This window comes from Lactonifactor longoviformis (assembly GCF_042848515.1).
In the GTDB taxonomy this organism is placed as follows: domain Bacteria; phylum Bacillota; class Clostridia; order Lachnospirales; family Lachnospiraceae; genus Lactonifactor; species Lactonifactor longoviformis.
In genome coordinates, this window is record NZ_AP031453.1 from 4522212 (window position 1) to 4542516 (window position 20305).

At 47.0% G+C, this 20305-nt stretch carries 22 protein-coding genes; 3 read left to right on the top strand and 19 right to left on the bottom strand.

Going from position 1 to position 20305, the window contains the following annotated elements:
* Positions 1-10: 10 nt before the first annotated feature.
* The 6 genes from ACGHCT_RS20665 to ACGHCT_RS20690 all read right to left on the bottom strand — a co-directional run bounded on the left by ACGHCT_RS20665 (position 11) and on the right by ACGHCT_RS20690 (position 6816).
* Positions 11-853 (bottom strand): carbohydrate ABC transporter permease, encoded by an 843-nt coding sequence (locus ACGHCT_RS20665; protein WP_072850740.1) that lies wholly within the window; start codon positions 851-853, stop codon positions 11-13.
* A complete protein-coding gene (locus ACGHCT_RS20670; protein WP_390437386.1) occupies positions 846-1730 on the bottom strand; it encodes a carbohydrate ABC transporter permease in 885 nt (294 codons plus the stop codon). The genes ACGHCT_RS20665 and ACGHCT_RS20670 overlap by 8 nt, the downstream gene beginning before the upstream one ends.
* Positions 1724-2851: a PfkB family carbohydrate kinase gene (locus tag ACGHCT_RS20675; protein WP_390437388.1), complete on the bottom strand. Its 1128-nt coding sequence runs from the start codon at positions 2849-2851 to the stop codon at positions 1724-1726. Before ACGHCT_RS20675 ends, ACGHCT_RS20670 begins: the two co-directional genes overlap by 7 nt.
* Entirely contained in the window at positions 2841-4178 is a 1338-nt protein-coding gene (locus ACGHCT_RS20680; protein WP_072850734.1) for an ABC transporter substrate-binding protein, read from the bottom strand. Before ACGHCT_RS20680 ends, ACGHCT_RS20675 begins: the two co-directional genes overlap by 11 nt.
* A gap of 217 nt (positions 4179-4395) precedes the next feature.
* Positions 4396-5562, bottom strand: a complete 1167-nt coding sequence (locus tag ACGHCT_RS20685) for an ROK family transcriptional regulator (protein ID WP_072850732.1) — start codon at positions 5560-5562, stop codon at positions 4396-4398.
* A gap of 198 nt (positions 5563-5760) precedes the next feature.
* On the bottom strand, positions 5761-6816 hold the full coding sequence (locus ACGHCT_RS20690) for a helix-turn-helix domain-containing protein (protein WP_242946741.1): 1056 nt from the start codon (positions 6814-6816) through the stop codon (positions 5761-5763).
* Between the two features lie 318 nt (positions 6817-7134).
* Here ACGHCT_RS20690 and ACGHCT_RS20695 point away from each other — a divergent pair, with 318 nt between their 5' ends.
* Positions 7135-7383, top strand: a complete 249-nt coding sequence (locus ACGHCT_RS20695; protein WP_072850731.1) for a TIGR03905 family TSCPD domain-containing protein — start codon at positions 7135-7137, stop codon at positions 7381-7383.
* 51 nt (positions 7384-7434) lie between these two features.
* On the opposite strand, the gene ACGHCT_RS20700 is transcribed toward ACGHCT_RS20695, so the two are convergent.
* The 4 genes from ACGHCT_RS20700 to ACGHCT_RS20715 all read right to left on the bottom strand — a co-directional run bounded on the left by ACGHCT_RS20700 (position 7435) and on the right by ACGHCT_RS20715 (position 11768).
* Entirely contained in the window at positions 7435-9042 is a 1608-nt protein-coding gene (locus ACGHCT_RS20700) for an MBL fold metallo-hydrolase RNA specificity domain-containing protein (protein WP_072850729.1), read from the bottom strand.
* A 90-nt stretch (positions 9043-9132) separates the two neighbouring features.
* A complete protein-coding gene (locus ACGHCT_RS20705; protein WP_390437392.1) occupies positions 9133-10266 on the bottom strand; it encodes a hypothetical protein in 1134 nt (377 codons plus the stop codon).
* Positions 10267-10319: 53 nt separating this feature from the next.
* The gene (locus ACGHCT_RS20710; RefSeq protein WP_390437393.1) at positions 10320-10826 is read right to left on the bottom strand and encodes a DUF6147 family protein; all 507 of its coding nucleotides are present in this window, start codon (positions 10824-10826) and stop codon (positions 10320-10322) included.
* A gap of 72 nt (positions 10827-10898) precedes the next feature.
* Positions 10899-11768, bottom strand: coding sequence for a DUF4367 domain-containing protein (locus tag ACGHCT_RS20715; RefSeq protein WP_390437395.1), 870 nt, complete (start codon positions 11766-11768; stop codon positions 10899-10901).
* 87 nt (positions 11769-11855) lie between these two features.
* On the opposite strand from ACGHCT_RS20715, the gene ACGHCT_RS20720 reads away from it, so the two are divergent.
* Positions 11856-12920 carry an undecaprenyldiphospho-muramoylpentapeptide beta-N-acetylglucosaminyltransferase gene (locus ACGHCT_RS20720; RefSeq protein WP_072850721.1) on the top strand — a complete coding sequence of 355 codons (1065 nt, stop codon included), beginning with the start codon at positions 11856-11858 and terminating at the stop codon, positions 12918-12920.
* Here the strand turns inward: ACGHCT_RS20720 and ACGHCT_RS20725 are convergent.
* Positions 12917-13483 (bottom strand): RNA polymerase sigma factor, encoded by a 567-nt coding sequence (locus ACGHCT_RS20725; RefSeq protein ID WP_072850719.1) that lies wholly within the window; start codon positions 13481-13483, stop codon positions 12917-12919. The genes ACGHCT_RS20720 and ACGHCT_RS20725 overlap by 4 nt on opposite strands.
* Positions 13484-13507: 24 nt before the next feature.
* Positions 13508-13915 carry an HIT family protein gene (locus ACGHCT_RS20730; protein WP_072850717.1) on the bottom strand — a complete coding sequence of 136 codons (408 nt, stop codon included), beginning with the start codon at positions 13913-13915 and terminating at the stop codon, positions 13508-13510.
* Between the two features lie 129 nt (positions 13916-14044).
* On the opposite strand from ACGHCT_RS20730, the gene ACGHCT_RS20735 reads away from it, so the two are divergent.
* Complete coding sequence (locus ACGHCT_RS20735) at positions 14045-14773, top strand: PAS domain-containing sensor histidine kinase (protein ID WP_072850715.1); 729 nt, start codon at positions 14045-14047, stop codon at positions 14771-14773.
* A 2-nt stretch (positions 14774-14775) separates the two neighbouring features.
* On the opposite strand, the gene ACGHCT_RS20740 is transcribed toward ACGHCT_RS20735, so the two are convergent.
* From ACGHCT_RS20740 to ACGHCT_RS20770, 7 genes are all read right to left on the bottom strand, one after another.
* Complete coding sequence (locus tag ACGHCT_RS20740; protein WP_390437398.1) at positions 14776-15435, bottom strand: rhomboid family intramembrane serine protease; 660 nt, start codon at positions 15433-15435, stop codon at positions 14776-14778.
* 72 nt (positions 15436-15507) lie between these two features.
* Positions 15508-16809 (bottom strand): DUF6382 domain-containing protein, encoded by a 1302-nt coding sequence (locus tag ACGHCT_RS20745; protein WP_390437399.1) that lies wholly within the window; start codon positions 16807-16809, stop codon positions 15508-15510.
* On the bottom strand, positions 16793-17254 hold the full coding sequence (locus ACGHCT_RS20750) for a TadE family protein (RefSeq protein WP_390437401.1): 462 nt from the start codon (positions 17252-17254) through the stop codon (positions 16793-16795). Before ACGHCT_RS20750 ends, ACGHCT_RS20745 begins: the two co-directional genes overlap by 17 nt.
* A 22-nt stretch (positions 17255-17276) precedes the next feature.
* Positions 17277-17720 (bottom strand): prepilin peptidase, encoded by a 444-nt coding sequence (locus tag ACGHCT_RS20755; RefSeq protein WP_390437402.1) that lies wholly within the window; start codon positions 17718-17720, stop codon positions 17277-17279.
* Positions 17707-18483, bottom strand: coding sequence for a hypothetical protein (locus tag ACGHCT_RS20760; protein ID WP_390437403.1), 777 nt, complete (start codon positions 18481-18483; stop codon positions 17707-17709). The genes ACGHCT_RS20755 and ACGHCT_RS20760 overlap by 14 nt, the downstream gene beginning before the upstream one ends.
* Positions 18484-18634: 151 nt before the next feature.
* Positions 18635-20095 (bottom strand): DUF5702 domain-containing protein, encoded by a 1461-nt coding sequence (locus ACGHCT_RS20765; protein WP_390437404.1) that lies wholly within the window; start codon positions 20093-20095, stop codon positions 18635-18637.
* A gap of 28 nt (positions 20096-20123) precedes the next feature.
* Positions 20124-20291 carry a Flp1 family type IVb pilin gene (locus ACGHCT_RS20770; RefSeq protein ID WP_072850704.1) on the bottom strand — a complete coding sequence of 56 codons (168 nt, stop codon included), beginning with the start codon at positions 20289-20291 and terminating at the stop codon, positions 20124-20126.
* Positions 20292-20305 lie beyond the last annotated feature (14 nt).

A 20305-nucleotide genomic window follows, 5' to 3' on the forward strand; every position in this document is an offset into this window, starting at 1 on the left:
TTCTCCTCCTTTACCCCTTCACAGAGCCTGTGGTCAGACCCTTGGTTAAATATTTCTGGAAACAAATGTATAATAGGATAGACGGAATCATTACTATATTAAGTCCCGCAAACAAGGTTACCCAATCGGCCTTCAGCTTAAAGGATTCCATCAGGGCAATAATTCCTACCGGAAGCGTGAGGAGCTCCTTATCATGTATAAAGGTAAGGGCAAATATATAGTCGTTCCATATCCAGACAAAGTTAAAAATGATGATCGTTATAATTCCATTTTTAGACAGGGGGAAGATAATCTTCCAGAAAGTAGAGTGAACCCCGCACCCGTCGATAGCCGCCGCTTCTTCCAGTTCTTTGGGCATGCTCCGGTAAAATCCGCTCATGACCAGAATGGAATAGGGAAGGCTGAACACTACATAAAGGATCCCCAGCCCAAGATGGGTATTCCACAGATTCAGCTTATACAGCACCGTGAACTCTGAGGGCAGCACCAGGGCTGTGGGGACATAAAGTCCCGCTATAAAAAGCATCAGCACTACTTCGCTCCATCTTTTCTCACTGCGCACCAAAATATAGGCTACGGTTGAGGACAGCACCACCACCACAAGAACAGAGACTATGGTAATAAGAATACTGTTCAGCGCATAGCTCTGGAAATCTATCTTTACCCAGGCATTGCTGTAGTTTTGCAGCTGCCACTTCTGAGGCAGGGCCCAGGGATTAGCCACAAATTCTTTGTTGGTCTTAAAAGAGGTATAGAATACCCAGAATACAGGGAACAGTACAATCAGCCCGTATCCTCCTGCCAGCAGGTCCCGCAGAACCCCCAGCGGCCTTATTTTTTTCTTGTTATTCATCCCTGCACCCCGCTTTCGTCAGTCTCATAATTGCAAATATAATAAGAAACAGTATGCCGAAGAGCAGCACGCCGATAGTGGACGCGTACCCGTAATCGCTGTAGGTAAAAGCATTTTCATACAGGTATGTGGTCAGAAGCTCTGACGCACGGTTGGGTCCGCCCTTTGTCATTACATACACAAGCTCAAATGAGTAATTAAAGGCCGTGACGCAGAAGAATACCAGTGAGGTGCGGATCTCCTGCCAGATGCCCGGGATGGTTATGTGGACGAACTGCTGCCATGCGCTGGCACCGTCGATAGAAGCCGCTTCGTATCTGTCGTCCGGTATATTTAAGATGGCCGCAATGAACATAATCATATAGAATCCAATGTTGATCCACACAAGGGGGACGGTAAGCGCGCCCATAATTACGTTTGTCTCTCCCAGCCATACGTGCTGCAGCTTTGAAAGGCCAATCTTTCCAAGGAATCCGTTGACCAGGCCAAAGGATGGGTTATAGATGAACATCCACAGAACAGATACCACCGCAATTGACATTACGTAGGGGATAAAGTAGATAATGCGCAGCCCCTGGTGGTATTTTGACTTTTTTCTGGTGACCATAACCGCAAATGCCAGAGCAATGGAAAAGGTAAATATAGTACAGAAAATTAGGATGAACACATTGTTTCCCAGGGCCTTCCACACAATGGGATCCTCAATGAGGCGCTTAAAGTTAGCCAGACCCACAAACTTAATGTTATCTGAAAACCCGGACCAGCTGCACAGGCTGAGAAACAGAGACTTCACACAGGGATAAAGGCAGAATACCCCGTAGAGCAGCAACGTGGGTACCAGATATGTAATTAAAAAGCTTTTTTTCTTTCCTACCATGTTCCTTCACCTGCCCTTTCCAGTTTTGTGTACCCCTGCATAAATTCATAGAGCCGGTATACATCCGGGCTCTCGCCTGTGCGGACATAATAGCCCGACGTGGCATTGCCCAGTCTCAGGCTTTCCGCCAGGGGCAGCCCCTGCAGCAGCCCAAAGCACAGGCCCGCGTTAAAGTTATCCCCGCCCCCGGTTGACAGCTTCGGAACGGGGGTATAATACCCCTCTTCCTTTACCATCGTCCCCTTGGTATAGCCGTAGGCACAGTGGGGAAGATGGAGGATAAGGTAATCGATGCTCAGCCTTCGGCTTATCTCCTGTCCCATTTCTCTTCTGCTTTTTCCTTCTCTGTGGAATAAGGCCTTATAGATTAGGCGGGCCTCATTTTCATTCATGCTGAATATCGTTGTCCTGTATTCTGCAAATGCCTCTCCCAGGCGCAGTATCTGGACCAGTTCCTCCCCGGACTTTCTGGATGCGTCCGAGAGATCCATGAGAAGCCATTTGTCTTTCTCTTTTTTTCCGTCTTTTATACAATTGTCATACACCGCCTGAAACAGCGCCGTAGCCTCGGCCAGCTCACTCCAGTTGAGAAGGGCGATCAGGCGGCTGTCTCTGAAATATCCTATGAGCTCCTCTTGGTTCATCCTGGCGGCTATCATATCCCAGGTCATCTCCTTTAGGTTATCCATTGAGGAAAGCATAACCTTGCCGTCATGAAACTCCAGGGCATTGCACTGTCCGGTTCTGCACACGGAATGAAGCATGCAGTTGTCATTCATATTCTTAAATACCGGATCGATCTTAGGATACCCCATACTGCCGATACAATGTGTCTTAACCCCAAGCGTGCCCAGACTGTTGGCAAATATGGCCATATTGCCCCCGATTTTCTCCTGCTGAAGCTCTAGTTCAATGGAACAGCTCATATTCTTTTTTGATATCAGATAACTGCCGAATTCCTCAATGGTTTCAAAGTATGTACCGGGCAGCTGTCCGCTTTTTTGTTTTACTGCACGCACCACATGATCCACGACTACGTCAAAACCGGCAGCAGCAGTAATGCTGCTGCCGGTTTTCATGGCACGTTCTAATATTTCTAATATTTTTATATTATTTGCCACCGCTTGTCTCCTGTGCTACTTTATCCATTCTCTCGCAGAATTGTTCTGCATTTATTTCCTCCTGGATTAAAGCATTGATGCAGTTATTCAGTTCCCCGAGCACTTCTTTATATCTCACTTTATAAGAAGGAGAGATAATGCTTACATTGTCATCTGCCATCTTCCACATGGTCTGGGCACTCTTTGGAAGCAGTCCCATTACCTCGTCAGACTGTTCTTCCATAGCCAGCAGGAAGCCCGTCTTTTCAGCCACATATTTGGCATTTTCCTCAGAATAGAACAACTTTACAAGTTCTTTGATATATTCCAGCTTGCTGTCATCCTCCTGCTTCGGAAGAACCATACATTCAACTACAGCTGTGGTTGAAGTCTTGCCGGCCTCCTCTCCGGGGGCATACATAGGCTGCAGGTCAAAGTCGTCCGGCCACTGATCCTCCATCTCTCCTTCCAGCCAGCTTCCTGAAGGCACAAAGGCATCGTTGTTGCCGATAAAGTCAATCTGAGACTGGATGTGATCCATAGCCAGTGAGTTCTTATCAATATAGCCTGCATCCCTCATCTCCTGCAGACGGGTTACCGCTTCCAGGGCAGCGGGCTGTTTCCAGGCACCTGCCTCGTTGTTGTTAATGGCTTCCATTGTTTTCGGATCCAGATTCTGAATCATAGGTACCAGGAAGGCATCTGCCAGCATAAAGGGATATACACCAGCATAAATCATAGGGGTAACACCGCTGTCCTTTATTGTCTTGCACAGCGTCTGGTATTCCTCCCAGGTTGACGGTACTGTCCAGTTATTGTCTGCAAAGAGCTTGCCGCTGTAAAAGTTGCCTGCAATCAGTTTGCTGGTGGGAAGGAAATAATGGGAACCATCTACCTCACCCAAAGCAAGTCCTGCGGAGAAAATGGTTTCCTCCAGGGTCTTGGTGCCCTCTGCATTCTGCTCTGCCAGTATGTCGTCTACGGGATATAACAGCCCTTCTTTGGCAAATCCATAATAGTCTACATCACTGATCCAGGTGTAGAAGATGTCCGGAGCCTCTTTGACATTAAGTAGATTGCGGATTACCTCCGCCGCCTTGGCGTTGCTCTCAAACTCCACATTTACATTAGGGTATTTCTCTTTAAACTTCTCTAAAGGCAGATCCCAGAACTGTTCCGACACTTCCTGCTGCCAGAGGATGGATATGGTGACATCCTCATCCTCTTTGCTGTCTCCCTTTGCCTCTGTTTTCGTGTCCTCTTTTGCGCTGTCCTTACTGCCGCCGCAGCCTGCCAGCGAGAATACCAGTGTACCTGCACATACCATTGCTACAAATTTCTTAAACATAGTTTCCTCCCATAATCATTCTTGATTCGGAACCTTTCTTTGGTTCTGCTGATTGATAGTTTATATCCCCGCAGACGGCTTACGCCCTCCGGGGTCCCATTCCGGTTTCCGCGGTATATCCCGAAACGGTATAAATCTGTCCGGCGGTACCCCCCTGGCTCCCGGTCAGAATTTATTCTGTTTTGATTATAAAGCTGTACCTTTCTCTGCCCGACGGTTAAAGGGGCATCCACTGAGAAAATACCATCTCTGCAGCCCCGCACAAAACCGTGGCGCTGCAGTCTGCATCCATCTTTATCTCAGGGAGTACGTTTCCCTGCACCAGAAGTCTGGATGTAACCTGTTCCATACTCTTTTCTATTACTTCCCGGATCAGTCCCACCGTTTCCCCTCCTATGTAAATACAGTCCGGGTTAAAGATATTGTTTAAGATAGACAGAAGTCTTCCCAAAATGGCGGCATTCTCTTCTAAGACCTGAACTGCCGTCTCTTCCTTTTTCCCCCAGAGTTCCAGAAATTCCTCAAAAGAAGCAATTTGCTTCCTGCTGTAGAGGTTGTATTTCTCCACATATCCCATAATGCGCAGATCGCTTTCCACACAGCCCATGCTGGAACACAGATGACACTGCATCTGCATATTGCCGATGGGCATATGACAAATCTCCGGGGCATACCCACCGCTGCCGCAGATTAGCTTACCATTGGCAACTACGCCGATTCCAAGACCTTCATCCGCAAAAAGATAAACGATATTCTCCTGATTTCTGTAGAGATTCTCCCTCATGTACTCTGACATGACGCAGAGATTGGACTCGTTGTCAATATAGACGGTTTTGCCCAGGGTCTGGGACAGCATCTCCTTCATGGGCTGATTATTAAACAGCTCGATCTCTGAAGAGACAATGTTATGGGTTTTTTTCTCAAAGATTCCGGGTACGGCAACGCCTACCCCTACAATCTGATCCTCTGAAAAACGCTTCAGCACCTGTTCCCGGTATATACTTCCGCAGGTCTGTATTACCTCCTGTATACTGCTTTTATGGCTGTAGTCAAATCTGTCGTCATAGACCACACGGGTACTGTAATCCGCCACGGCCACACGGATAACCCCAAATCTGGTCAAATCAAAGCACAGAGACATGAGATTGTTATAGTTCAGTGAGATCCCCTTGGGAGTTCTGCCCACCACCTTAGTATCATCCAGTGCCGTCTCCTCCAGATACCCCTTTTCCCTCATCTCATTACATATATTAGAAACGGTTGCGAAGCTGAGACTCAAATCCTCAGCCATCACCTTTTTGGTACAGCTTTTATTTCTCTTCAAATAATTAATAATCTCTTTTGCGTGAACCTTTTTCAGTTCCACAGAACTGTCGACCTTCATCCCTTGTCTCCTCCCTCCACATTATTTTATTCATTATTTTAATAATTATTTTAATCACTTTAATAATTGTATAGTAGATCATATATTGGGAATTGTCAAGAGTAGAATTTGAATTTGGGACGTGTTCTTTCTAGAAAGAACACGTCCCAAATTCGATCAGGGGTGTCCCTTTTTCAGACAGCCCTGTCCCTTTTTCACTTAACGATCCAGCACTACTTTCACGGACCCCATCCCACAGTTTATGTCAAAGAAGTTCTCTGCCTGAAGGTTGGACTTATATGTTCCTCCCATACCTCCAAACCGATCGTCTCCCACTCTGACATCTCCCATGCCTACTTTAACTCTATACCCGTAGTCTGAGGGAACGGTCAGGCTCGCAGCTATCTCGCCCATCCCGCAGTCCAGCTTGCACTTGCCTGTGAGGCGCCCTTCCAGCATTACCTTACCCATTCCGCAGTTTATCTTGGACGGCCCGCTGTAATAATCTGCCAGCACAACCTCTCCGGCCCCCAGATCCAAACGGCTTGTTTCTGTGAAGATTCCCCGGCCCACCAGCTTGCCTGCGCCTAATTTGATCTTCACATCCTGGAAACGATAGCCTTTTGGTATAATAATCACTATCTTGCGCTCTGAGAAAAGATTCGTAATATTGTTCAGCACAAACAGCCCCTTATAGCCTTTATCCTTTATTTTCCAGACACCGTCCTTTACTTCCTCCCTGCAGTCTCCGTCCGGATAGCCGGACAAATCCAGTGCGAACTCATCCCCCTCCCGGACAATGGCTTCCGCCATGGAAATATCAATGTAAAGGGAATGAATGGTCACATGATTCTCATGGATAACCTTTTCCAGCTCCAGCTTCTGGGGCGGCACATCCTCCTTGGGCGGCGCATCTTCCTTTGCAGCACGGTTCTGGTGTTCTTCCCGGTTCGGTTCCGGCGCAGAGGCATCAGGTGCTTCTTCCTGCATCGGCGCCTCCTCTGCGGCTTCCCCGGTATCCCCTCCGGACAGCTGGCCGCCTCCCAGTAAAACATCGGTACTTATCCCAAAGATGTCCGCCAGAGGAACCAGCATCATAATATCCGGGCAGGAAAGCCCGCTTTCCCACTTACTGACTGCCTGGGCAGAGATTCCTAACTGCTCCGCCAGCTGTGCCTGGGTCAGTCCCTTCAGCTTTCGCAAAAATGCAATCCTGTCCCCAAAGGCTTCAGGGAGTCGTTTGTTTGCTCCATTCATATTCGTATTATCTTCCATCCTTTTACCCACCTATCTAGTTTATTTTCTCTTCATTTATTTACAGTTTTAATGTTTACCTATCATGTGTATCTGGTTTAACGGTGCGCCGCACTCTTAAGATAGTTACAGCATATCCGTTCAGCACCGGTATTTACAAGCAACTGTAGGTTGATTTTTACTTTTTTATCATTTTTCAACTAATGGTTGATTTATAATTATTAGTCCATTATAGCAAAAGCTCCCACTTACGGAAAGAGAGATGGAAATCTTTTTCTGTATCTGCTATAATAGCTCCTAGTATGGAATCATATCATTATATAATAGGAGGATTAAAGTATGGTATATAAGACAAAAGGAACCTGTTCCAGGGCCATCGAGCTTGAATTAGACGGTGATATTGTGAAATCGGTCAACTTCGTAGGCGGATGCAATGGAAATACCAAGGGAATTGCCACCCTGGTACAAGGGATGAAGATTGACGATGTCATTGAAAAATTACAGGGCACAGACTGCGGAGGCCGCGGTACTTCATGTCCGGATCAGCTGGCAAAGGCACTTCTGCTGGCGAAAGAACAGAGACAGTAGTAAAAAACCAGGGACTGTGCACCGGATGTGCACAGTCCCTATTCCATGTTTTTATCTGTCCCATTTATCACAAAGGGAATTGATCTGATCCGCAAATCTGGCCAAATCTTTATTTGTTCCGCCTTCATTATGCCTGATAACGGCCATAAGTCTCTGCCCTGCGGCAATTAACCGCGCGTAGACTCCGCCTGCCTTCACGGTCTGGCCTCCAATCTGCGCCTTCCTGATCGGTATTCCCACGGTTTCCTTCACCGCCTGGTCTGCCAGCAGATCATAAACGGTCCCGCTGAACGGTGCCATAGTATCATACTGCAGCTCATCAGCCAGCTTCTTGGCAAAAATCTCGCATACCTTATCGTCTCCGTGAACCACAAAAACCTTCCTGGGTTTTTTCTGAAAGGAAGCGGCCCACCGCATAAGTCCTGCGCGATCCGCATGTCCGCTGATACCCGGGAGCCGGGTAATCTCTGCCTGCACCTGAACCTCTTCTCCAAAAAGCTTTACCTCAGCGGCCCCTTCTACAAGGGCACGTCCCAGGGTCCCTATCGCCTGATATCCCACAAATAAAATAGTGGACTCGGGTCTCCACAGATTATGCTTCAGATGGTGCTTGATCCGCCCCGCATCGCACATACCGCTGGCCGAGAGAATCACCTTGGGTCTTTCGTCAAAGTTAATGTCCCTGGACTCATCACTGGTAATGGCCAGCTTCAGCCCAGGAAAGCTAATGGGATTAATCCCTTTCATAATCAAATCCATGGCTTCCTGATCGTAACAGTCATGATAATGCTCTTTAAAAATGTTTGTTGCCTGTACAGCCAATGGGCTGTCAACAAAAACCTCAAATCCGGGATACCCCTTCACCAGACCGTCTGCCTTAATCTTTCTGAGGAAGTACAGCATCTCCTGGGTACGCCCGACAGCAAAGGAGGGAACCACCACGTTGCCGCCCCGTGCAAATGTCCTTTCCAGAATCTCTACTAATTGAGTGATATAATCTGTCCGTACTTCATGGTCTCTGTCCCCATAGGTTGACTCCATGATAACGTAATCTGCCTCCGTAAGATAAGTAGGATCTTTGATAAGCGGCTGATCCAGATTCCCGATATCACCGGAAAATACCAGCTTCCGCTCTTCCCCCTCTTCCTCTATCCAGACTTCAATACTGGAAGATCCAAGCAGATGTCCCGCATCGTTATATCTTACTCTGATGCCGTCCTCCAGGGTCAGAATCCTGCTGTACGGACAGCTCACAAACTGTTTGATTACACCATTGGCATCCTCCAGCGTATATGCCGGAACAAACTCTTCTTTTCCTGAACGTCTGCCTTTTCGGTTTCTCCATTCAGCCTCAAACATCTGGATATGGGCACTGTCACGAAGCATGATCTCACACAGGTCACAGGTAGCATCCGTTGCATAGATATTTCCCCTGAATCCCTTTGCATAAGCTAAGGGCAGATTCCCCGAATGATCAATATGAGCATGGGTCAGCAAAACAAAGTCAATGTCCGCCATAGATACCGGCAGTTCCTGGTTCTCGTACTGATCCGGCCCCTGCTCCATCCCACAGTCTACCAGAAATTTCTTTCCAGCTGCCTCAAGATAAAAACAGCTCCCCGTTACCTCATGAGTTGCCCCAATAAATGTAAGTCTCATAAAAAACCCCCTTTTCGGTATTGAGCTTTTACTAACATCAGCATTTACTCTATTATACCCCAAAGGGGGCGGTTATGATATGATTTTCCCTTAATTTATTCGATTTGTCAAAAATCCGCTGCCGCAGAGTCCATAATATTCATTCAGCATGGACAAACGGATATAAGGGCTGATGGTGCCCAGTGTTCTGAAGGTATCGGCATCGCTCAGGGTATTCACCGGACATGCATAATACCTGTAATTATTCTCTTTTCCGAATCCCATTACCCGGTAATCCCAGTTTTCTTTTGCTCCGCAGTTAGGAACGGACAGGAATCGGACTTTCTCTTTTACATAATGAAATCTGTGATACAGGCGCTCCACATTTCCGGGCAGCAGCATATTTCCCAAAAGCAGGGTGCCGTTCTCATATTCGGTTAATGCCTTTTTGCTGTGTCCCTTAAGAAGATCGAAATCGCTCCTGTGGGTACAGGCCAGACTGCACAGGTCACATTCACCCTTCATCCGTCCTTTGCAGGACTGTATGTACGAAAATGGTTTTACGGACATTACGCAGTCTTCTTCCACTAAATCATCCTCAATGGAGCCATGATACATGACAATGGTAGGGTAGCCATTTCCCTGATAAACGCCAAAGGATAATACCCACCGGTTCATAATCAGATAACCAGCTTTATAGACCGGGACAAATCCATCTTCTTCCTTCCAAATCTTCTCATCTGCAGACTTCTCCAACGGCTGAAAGTATCCGCCCGGTATGGTATCCTGACCTTCATAGGCAGGGCCATTCCCCATGAGATACCTGAACTCTTCCACACCCTTACTCAGCGCATAACGGTAAGGATCTCTGAGAAACGTTCTCCCTTTTGAATCCAGCGTGAGCTTGTCCGGCTGCTCCTGCCCTTCCAAATGGCGGAGCAGGCTGGCACGCTGCTTTTTGTCCATGTACGGCATGATAATCTGTTTTACCCTTCTCAGCTCCAACATCTCAATAACATATTCCAGATATTGAAGGTTCAGGTGTGAAATTACCAGCAGATCGATAGGGAATGTCTCATCAGCGAATCTTGCATCCTCGCCGAGTGTCCTCGGGATACTGGCATCTGCTCCGCAGAGATATACCACACTGGCAGTGTAGTCCTGTGGTTCGTTCCACATACTTAATATGTGGTAGATGCCGTCATTCATGTTTCTAAATAAGGTGCGAAAGTATAGGGCTTTCATGGGGTTGTGCCTCCTCTTCTTAAATTAATTATTTTTATAATTATTACTTTAACTCAATCAATCCATATACCGTTTGTACAAGTGTCGACAGATTCAAGTATTTCTCCATCTTTAGCACTATGGACTCCTCTTACGCGATAATAATAGCCTTTGTCTACGTCTATAGTAAAAGACTTAACAAATAGAGATGTATTCTCTTTTGATACTGACCATAAATCAAATGTGTACCAACTTTCTGTCTTAGGATCATATTGATCTAAGGATAAGTCTATATATAGCTCTTGACATACTACATGTGCAACTGTAGCACCAGATGCAGTAACCTGTCCATTTCCGGCATTAATACATTTTGCAGTACCCTTATTCAGAATACTACCTCTTATTAGAGGTGTTTTAGTATCCTCAGACTCTATATCTGTTGTTAAAAGTGAACCATCAACAATACGACCTAGATGAACTGGTTCCGCAGCGAATACAACATCTTCAAATTTGAAAATAAATGCCAAAAATATAACAAATAATGATACTACAAATACTATACATCTTTTTAACTTATTCATCTTTTCCTCTCTTTTTTTACAAAATCATTCTTAGATATAATTAAATACGAATTAATAGCTCAAGATATTACACTAAAATTCAATTTTATTAATTATTTTTAAAAACTCTTCTTTGCTTATTTTTCCAGAGAACTCATAATAACAATTTTTGTAATTCCATTGAGCAGTATAACAGATATCATCGCCAGAACTATCCTTCAATTCCCATATATCTACCTCAATTGTTCCTTTGTATATACTTTGTGTTTCAATATGTTTTGCATCATATGTAGATAGTTCTGATGTATCGTTTTGATTATTCGATATATAAAGGGTTAATAATTGATGCATGTATTCATATTGGATAAAAGCCATTTTACCTTCTATATCTAAATCATACGATAAATACCGCATACTCTTTGGCAAATATAAAAAATCTGGCACCTCAACTCCCAACTCATTTTCTATACTTTGCACTGCACTTTCTAGGTCTCCTGTATTTTTTTTTCTTTGCTCATTATTGTCTATATTTAATTTAGCATCATCTCCTAGTAAAAATTCTACTTGCTTAAGCAAGTTAACCCTATTCGCCTCACTAGTCATAGCAACCCCAAATACTCCTAACATAGTAAGGCAAACAATAGCTGCACATTTCCCAGCTCGCTTCCACCTGGAATAGAATACCACTTTTTTCTTTTTCTCTACCACCTCTTCTTTCTCTTCGCTAACCTCATCTTCGTCTTCATGGTATATGCCTTTGTCTTTCAGTTCCTGCACAATCTTGTTATACAGCTCTTTGGGAGGATCCATACTGTCTATGAACGGGTCCTCTTTTAATTCTCGTTCAATCTGTTCAGCCTCTTCCCGAAGAGCTTCTATCTCACTTTTAGTCATAAAAATCTCCTCTGAGGCCTCTGCTTTCGGTTTGTTATTTTCCTGTGATAATTTCTCAAATCTACTCATGAAACCCTTATCTTTCCTTGACTTTTTTTTGCAAGTGTATCATATTAATCTATAGTTACTATTTTGCTTGATATTAGGAGGAAATACATGAAACATATTGTTCTCACGGGCGGCGGAACTGCCGGCCACGTAACACCAAATATCGCCATGATTCCCAGTTTACAGGAATTGGGCTACACTATTTCCTATATCGGTTCTTACGACGGAATCGAAAAAAAACTCATCGAAGAACTGGATATTCCTTATTATGGGATTTCATCCGGTAAATTAAGGCGGTACTTTGACGTTAAGAATTTTACCGATCCCTTTAAGGTTGTAAAAGGATATGGAGAAGCGGCCCGGCTCCTGAAAAAACTGAAACCTGACGTGGTATTCTCCAAGGGAGGGTTTGTCACTGTTCCGGTTGTTATAGCCGCAAGCAGACAAAAAATCCCCACCTTTATCCATGAATCTGATATGACTCCCGGTCTGGCCAACAAGATTTGCATTCCCTTTGCCACTAAAGTGTGCTGCAACTTTCCTGAGACAGTAAATGAACTTCCCGCCAACAAAGCTGTCCTCACCGGTACTCCTATCCGCCAGGAATTACTCTCCGGGGATGTAAAAAGAGCCCGTGCCTTCACCGGCCTCACTGAAGAGAAGCCTGTAATTATGATAATCGGAGGAAGCCTTGGGGCTGCCGCCATCAATGACTGTATCCGCAGAATCCTCCCGGAGCTTCTGGAAGAATTCCAGGTCATCCACCTGTGCGGAAAAGGAAAGCTGGATGAGTCTCTTGTGGGAACAAAAGGCTATGTTCAGTATGATTACATCAAAAAAGAACTGGCTGACCTGTTTGCCCTGGCTGATCTGGTAATCTCCAGAGCCGGCGCCAATGCGATCTGTGAAATCAGTTCACTCAATAAGCCTAATCTCTTGATTCCTCTGTCCGCCAAAGCAAGCAGAGGCGACCAGATATTAAACGCACGTTCCTTTGAAAAACTGGGTTACAGTATGGTTCTGGAAGAAGAAGAGATTACAGATAAAACGCTGCTCTTCTCCATCCGGGAATTATACGGCAACCGCCATTCTTATATGGAGGCTATGTCAGAGAGCAATCATATCGATTCTATCAAGCATATTGTAGATTTAATTGAGGATGCTGTGAATTAAAGCCTGTCATATTCCGACTGATACCGCTTTTGCGTCCATGACTTTGCCCGGTGGAGTCTGGTTCTCACATTTTCTACTGTGATACCCAGCTCTCCGGCAATTTCCGTGGCATCTTTTTGCTCCACATAACTTTTCTCGATAATCTCATGCCAATTCTTATTATGCTCTTCGAGATCTTTCATCATTTCGTTGATAAATTCCTTCTTGATGTAGTCGTCTGCCATCTCATCTTCTACATAACAGGCTCTGGCATGATGGCTTCTCCTCACATTCGCATCCTCTTGGGATTCATTCTCACCATACTCGTAACCTACCGTTTCGTACTTCCTGTATGCTTTCCTGCAGTAATCAATTGCTTTGTGTTTTGTAGTCACAATCAGCCAGTATTTAATCAAGTCATCGTTTAATTCCTGCCTTTCTACCAGCTGGTAAAGAGATACAAAAACTTCCTGGCATATATCCTGAGACCAGCCGTAATCATGTATCACATTATTCGCTACCTTAGTGGCCAGACTCCAGTACTTGTCATACAACGTTTGTAACTTCTTGTTAATATTATCCATCTTTTCTGGTTTCCTTTATAAGACCTACTTTTTCTGAAAGGCAGCAAGTATACTCTCCCTGTCTTCCTCCGTCAGGCTGCCTGGTTTCCATCCAAGAGCAACGTTGTCACCTTCATACCGCGGGATTAAATGCATATGAAAGTGAAAAACTGTCTGCCCCGCTACCTCCCCGTTATTCTGTACAATGTTAAATCCGTCGCATTTTAAAACTTCCGTCATTTTTACTGCCATCTTTTTTGCCAGCACCATTGCCTCCGCTGCAAGTTCTCCCGGTATCTCATAAATATCTGCGTAGTGCGCCTTCGGCAGAATCAGCGCATGGCCCCTGCTGGCAGGACCCAGATCCAGGATAACTCTGAATTTCTCATCTTCAAATAATGCAGCGGAGGGAATTTCCCCATTTGCAATCTTACAAAATATACATTCTGACATAGTAATGTCTCCTCCTTTTGTTATATATTTGTTTCTTTTTATTTTGTCGTATTTTACGAGTTTTTGCAATACAATATTGTTTGATATTTACAAAGTCTGATGATACACTGTAACAGGAGGTGCAAAATTATGTTAAAAGTGCGCGAATCAGAAACTATTGAAGAAATTTGTAGGGAAAATCCAGATATTAGACGTTTCCTATCTGAATTGGAAGACAACCACAAATTTACCATTTCCAAAATCTCTCACGAGATACGAAACCCTGTTACATTAATTAACAGTTTCCTTCAGTTACTGGAGGTACGCTATCCTGAACTGTCCGGCGATGACTATTGGAAGAAGGTCATGGACAACATGCAGTTTCTCCGTTCTCTGCTGGATGAGCTGTCCTCTTATAATAATTCGAACCGGGTGGTGAGAAGCGAAGCAAATATTTACGCCATCCTGTCGGAAATCGTAGAGTCTGCCCGTCCGACTCTGGAACAGGATCAGATAACCATTCAGCTGATAAAGAAAACCGCTCTTCCTACTTTACCCCTGGATACGGTAAAAATGCAACAAACATTTTACAATTTCATCCGAAATGCCCACGAAGCCATAGGAACACACGGGGCTATCACCATTAGCCTGGAGACAGACGGTTCCGATATCACTATACAGATCTCCGATACCGGAAAGGGCATACCTGCGGAGCATATGTCTGAACTTTTCAAGCCCTTTGTCACCTACAAAAAGGATGGTACCGGACTGGGACTTTCAATCGCAAAAGGTGTAATAGAAGCCCATAACGGTACCATCCAGGTAGACAGCACAGAAGGTGAAGGAACGACAATCTCTGTCATTCTCCCCATCTGTTAATCCTACATAATATTTACTTTTTTTCTCCGGTAAAGGAGCACGCCCAGTACAAATCCGCAGATCAGCCCGCCTACGTGAGCGGCGTTATCCACGCCTGCGCTGATGAATCCATGATATAAGGTCAGACCTGCAAGCACTACCATTTGGCGTGTGGTAAGATCCTCCAGCCTGCCTTTATTCACGATAAGAATATAAAGCATAGCCCCGATCACCGCAAAGATAGCGCCGGAGGCTCCTGCGGATACGCTGATACGCCCGCTGCTGCCTGATATCTCTGTATAATACGAGATATAGCTGGCACCTATACCGCCCAGAATATAGATAATCAGGTATCTGACCCTTCCGACTGCCCGCTCGAGGTTATCCCCCAGGAACCCCAGTACAATCATGTTATTTGCCAAATGTGCAAAACCAAAATGCAGAAACATGCAGGTAAACAGCCGGTAATACTCTCCTTCCTGGATCAGAGGCGGAAAGGCGGCCCCCCACGTAATCATATGCATGGTGTCCCCGGAAGAACCTGTCACCTCAACCAGAAGAAATACCAGGATATTCACCCCAATCATCAGAGTATTTATAAGTACGGGCTTTCTTTTCTGCACCTGAATCTTCAGTTCGTCCAGCATGGATGGCCCCTGGGGGGGATAATAATATTCATTCATGGATAAATTCTCCTCCTGACATGGGAACATTATATAGCTTTTACGCCGGGAATGCAACCTGCACGCCCCACTCTATTCATAATAAAAAGTCACATCTGCAATTCTAACCTCATCATGTTCCTGCAGCGGATATTTCTCACGGCTTTCCAAAAGTCTTCCGTTGACATACGTTCCGTTTTTGGAATTCAGATCCTGTATCAGGCAGGCGCCCCGCGTCACTTCAAGCTTACAGTGGATACGGCTCACGGTAGACAGGGGTATACAGTAATCTACCGCCTCCGCCATCTTGCCCACCAGAATAACCCCCTCATCCAGTCTGATAAGTGTCCCGCCGCTGTTGTCCTTTCCCCGCAGACAGTGGTTCCCCGCCTGTTCCTTCCCGGTCAAAAGACTGGTTTCCTCTCCGGAGAACTCCCGGGATTGTCTTCCGGTTTTCCCTGCCTCGGGTCCTGCATCCGGATAAGGGATCGGATTATCTGACAGGATCTCCGGCTTTCCTTCTGTCTCTTCCCCAGGAGATAACAGTTCTTTCTTACGTCTGCGGTACCAGATCAGGCCGGCAATTCCAGCCAATGCAAGCAGACCTCCAAAGCCGGCGGCCAGATAGCTCCAGGGAATGTACCGGTAATTCCACACCAGAAAGCCACCCCCAATTGTCAAAATTCCTCCTGTCACCACGGCCGCAGTCCTGATTCCCTCCCTATTCTCCTGAAATTCCTCCTCTTGGGGTTCCCTGCATATCTGGCGCAAAATCTCCTCTTTCTCATAGTCCTCCTCCTCTGTGCTGCCAGTCGCCTCCGCCTCACCGGAGGATTCCTCCATTTGCCCGCCCGCAGAAGCAAATAACTCCTTTTCGATTTGTTCCAGCTGAAAATTATCTTCCGTCACGCAGTGGTAGATTCCATACCCGATTCTCACCGCATCCGGATCCTGATGGTCTATCTTAGGCAGAAGATATTCCATCAGATCCCTCATACCCTCCCTGGCATCCCCGCGGTGAACGGGAATAAAGCTGAAATAAGCCCTTTGGCCGCCCGCCTCCATGTAAATATGCTCCGGCTCCAAAACCAGATGCCCGGGATCCAGAAGATACGCCTGCATCACTCTGATGGTATCCACCAAACTTTTTAAGATAGGATAGATTTCATCTCTTCCCAGCTTTTTCTCCCCATACATCGCCTCAAGGGGCTGCCTGGAGGTTATCTCATAATAGAAAAGGGTCCGGTTGTCTATTTTCTGAATCGAACAGGGAAGCAGTCCCGAAATAGAATTCATCAGGATCATGCGGACCTCATACGAGGCGGTATCCACCTCCCCCTCCTCCTCAAAGATTAGATAATTATGGTTTAGATCCCTCTTATAGTCCCCCCGCATATGCCTCCGCCTTTCTGATTTTCCGGATGAATTCTACAGGGCGGAGCACATGTATTTCTCCCTTCCCCTGAAATTCCCACTTGGTTCTTAGAAACGGTCCGCCGATTCCTCCCCGGTAGGTAATCACTATACGGCTGCTGCCGGCACTGATCCCGGGCTGCACAGTGCCTGACAATATCCCGCCGTTTCCCTGGCTGCTTTTTATCTTAGATTCAGCTATGTGACGGGCCTCTGTAAGATTCCTGGCTGCCGCAGTTCCTGCACTAGCCGCCCCCTCATAGGCGGCGGCCGTATACCAAGCCTGGTGGTATACAAAAAAGCACAGATACAGGGTTACGGTCAGCACCATCAGAACCAGGGGCATGCATAAAGCTGCCTCTACCGTAAAACTCCCCCTATATCCTTTTATCTGTTCTCTTCCCGTCTGTTCATATTCTGTGCCCATGCCTGTCTCCCTTCCCTGAGCCTTATGCGGCCCCTATTTTGTACAAAAGTCTGCCTGCCAGTCCGAAGAATAGAAAAGGCAGAAATGGTATCCGGTCCTTTCTTCCCTTCTTCCTCCCTGCCATAAGGCAGGCGGCCCACAGGGATGCCAGCACCAGTCCTAAAAGGATAGTCTCAAGGGTATCCCAAAGCCCCAGATAGATGCCAGCTGTGATAACTGCCAGTCCGTCTCCGTACCCTATGGCCTCTTTGGTTCCCCGTCCCAGGGCCAGCAGCAAAATACCGGGGAGCAGGCCTGCCGCCCAGAGGCCATCTCCCTCACATCCGTGCAGCCGCATCCCCAGGCGGAGCACGCACCCCAGGATGGCAGCAGCGGCGAGCAGCCTTCCGGAGACTTCCCTTGTCTTCCAGTCCCTCCAGCCCGCCGCCCCGAGAAATACCAGACAGGCGGCTTCATGAATGCCCATTGCTGCCGCACCTGGAACAGGGCCTGAGACCGCCTGCCTCTGACTTTTTCACCAGCCTGACCGTCCTGGTAAGTCCTCCGCAGGTCTTAAGGCTGTGATACCTGTCTCCCTTTTCCGTAATATAGTACCCTGCTCCGCTGGTCCCTTTTCCCACACATTTTTCACAGGGGCGGTACTTTTCCCCGTATTCATTTCTCGCAGACGCCAGGCCCCCGCTTCCAATATAGTGAATGGAAAGATCCAGATAGGAACAGTCTTCCCGCACATGATATACCTCTTGATTTTGCGTTATGTAAACCATTACATTCGCTTCCCCCTCTGATTCAAAATCCATGTCCTTCTCATACCCTGTCCAGGCTCTTGCATAGCCCGTGCAGGTAAGTGTTACCGGCAGAACAGGGATGAGAGCGGCCGACGGCCGATACCTGTATTCCGCCCGCAGGATAATCTGTCCGTGATCCATGGATGAGGTTTGTATACGGATTCCGCCAGACTTTCCCTCAATCCCTGTAAGCCTCTCCCCCTTCAGCTGTTTTTTCAGGTTTTGTTTGGCAAAGGCCATGCAGACCGCCTCCGTTACCCTCCCCACCGGGGAACCCTTTCCGGTTTTCTCTCCTGCATAGGCGTACATCCCCAGCTCTTTTGCACTTTGGCAGAGAGAGGAGGCAACTATCACCTGAACCCTCATAACATCCAGAAAACAGATTAAAATCACCATTGCCAAAAAGAACATGGGGAGAGCGGCCGCACATTCTATGGTCATGCTTCCTGACAGGGAGCACAAGGATGCCTTCCCCTGCTTCCTGCATGTGTCCTCTGCCGGGGACAGCAGAGGCTTATTTACCTGAAGAGAGTGATTTTTTGTTATTTTTTTATTTGTATTGTTTTGCATTTCACAGGAAAAAGGCATCCTTCTATTCCCCCCTCATATCGTATCCATAGCTTCTTATAAGACTCCATTCCTGCCCCTGGGGACCAGTGAGTATAAGCTCTGCCTCCGCCGATTCCAGACACTGATCCAGCCGGAAGCCTCCCTTGCCCTCTGTCTTTCTTATAACATTTTCCACCATATCCATACACCTGTATACCTCCGTATCTTCCTTTTCCAGACTCAGATACAGCAGGACCCGCAGATATCCTTTATACTCCATGCCCTCCGTACCCGTTCCCCCCTCCTCCCGGAGCAGTTCCAGAATATGAGGGAGATTATTCAGGGACAGCTTCCACTGCCCCTGGTTCTTTACCAGGGGGACTCTGCCCCCGGCCAGCAGATCCCGCACGTCCAGCAGGCTCTCCCCGTAAGCCCAGCACAGAATCACCAATGTCTCTGCCAGCTGCTGGGCTGCCGGGACCCCCGCGGCGGATGCCAGGGTAAGCCCCAGAGAAGCAGCCTGTCCCCTTTTTACCGGATCTGTGTAAATAGCGGCATAATTTGCAGCCTCCCGGATCAGAAGCAGCCGCTGCACTACCCTTCTCAGATTCTCCTGGTCACTGCTCTGTCCTGCCAGAATGTATTCCACCTGATAAGACAAATCCCCTTCTCTGCAGGGCTCGCTGTAACTGCCCATCTTCTTCAGGACATATTCCTGATAGAGCAGATTCTCGCTCCCTCCGGCATCCTCCGGCCTTCCCCTGGAATTTCCAAACCCCTGTAGCAGGGTGCGCCGGGACAGGAATCCGGATATCTCTGCCTGTTTTTCAGAGATATCCTTGCTGTCAGGGATTACCAGCCCCAGAACCCCCATCTTTTTCACCTGCCGGAATATCTCTATAGGATTCTCATCCCCCGGGACCGGCATTGCCTCTTCCTCAGCGCTTTTGGCCTCCCCGGTATCTGCCTCCCGGGACGCCTCCAGCATCCTGTCATATTCCTCCAGTGTTTCCCCCTCCTGTAGGTTTTCCCCCCTCTCTTCCAATGCTCTGATTGTTTCACTTTCCCCCTTTGCCTGTTTCAGGAGGCGAGAGACTGCCTGGCTTCCCAGAGAGTCTCTGGCCCATGCGGCCGCCTGTCTCCGAAAGGATTCGCCGCCGCTGTCAGTAGCCAGGCAGTAAGCGGTAAGCCCGCATTGCCTCACCGAAGTCTTCATAAGATCCGTCTCCAGCACTTTTTCCATCCCATAGGTGATCCGGTCTGTAACCTTTCCCAGCTTCAGACTGCTCCCCCCGTAGGCCCCGTCCAGAAAAAACAGATCGTAGCGCTCCAGCAGCTCTCTGTCATATTCCCCGAAAAGGGAATAGAGAGCCGCATCCGCCCCACCGGCCGCAACTGCCCTGGCAGATGCATTTTGTACCGAACGGAAGCAAGCCCCAACCAGCGCAGTCATAATCGTCAGGGTGAGACACAGCATAATTGTAATACTACCCTTGGCTTTCACACTCCAGTCCTCCTTCCGGCCCTTAAGGCTAAAGATTGTTGCTTTCTTTTGTAATCTTAGACAAAATGTTGTTTACCAGACTGGTAAGCTGCTTTTTGAAAATTACCACAAGCCCCACTAAAACGACCAGGATCAGGATTATCTCTACCACCCCAATGGCGTCCTCTTCCTGTAAAAAAGCTTTCCATTCACTCATATTCTCACCCCCTT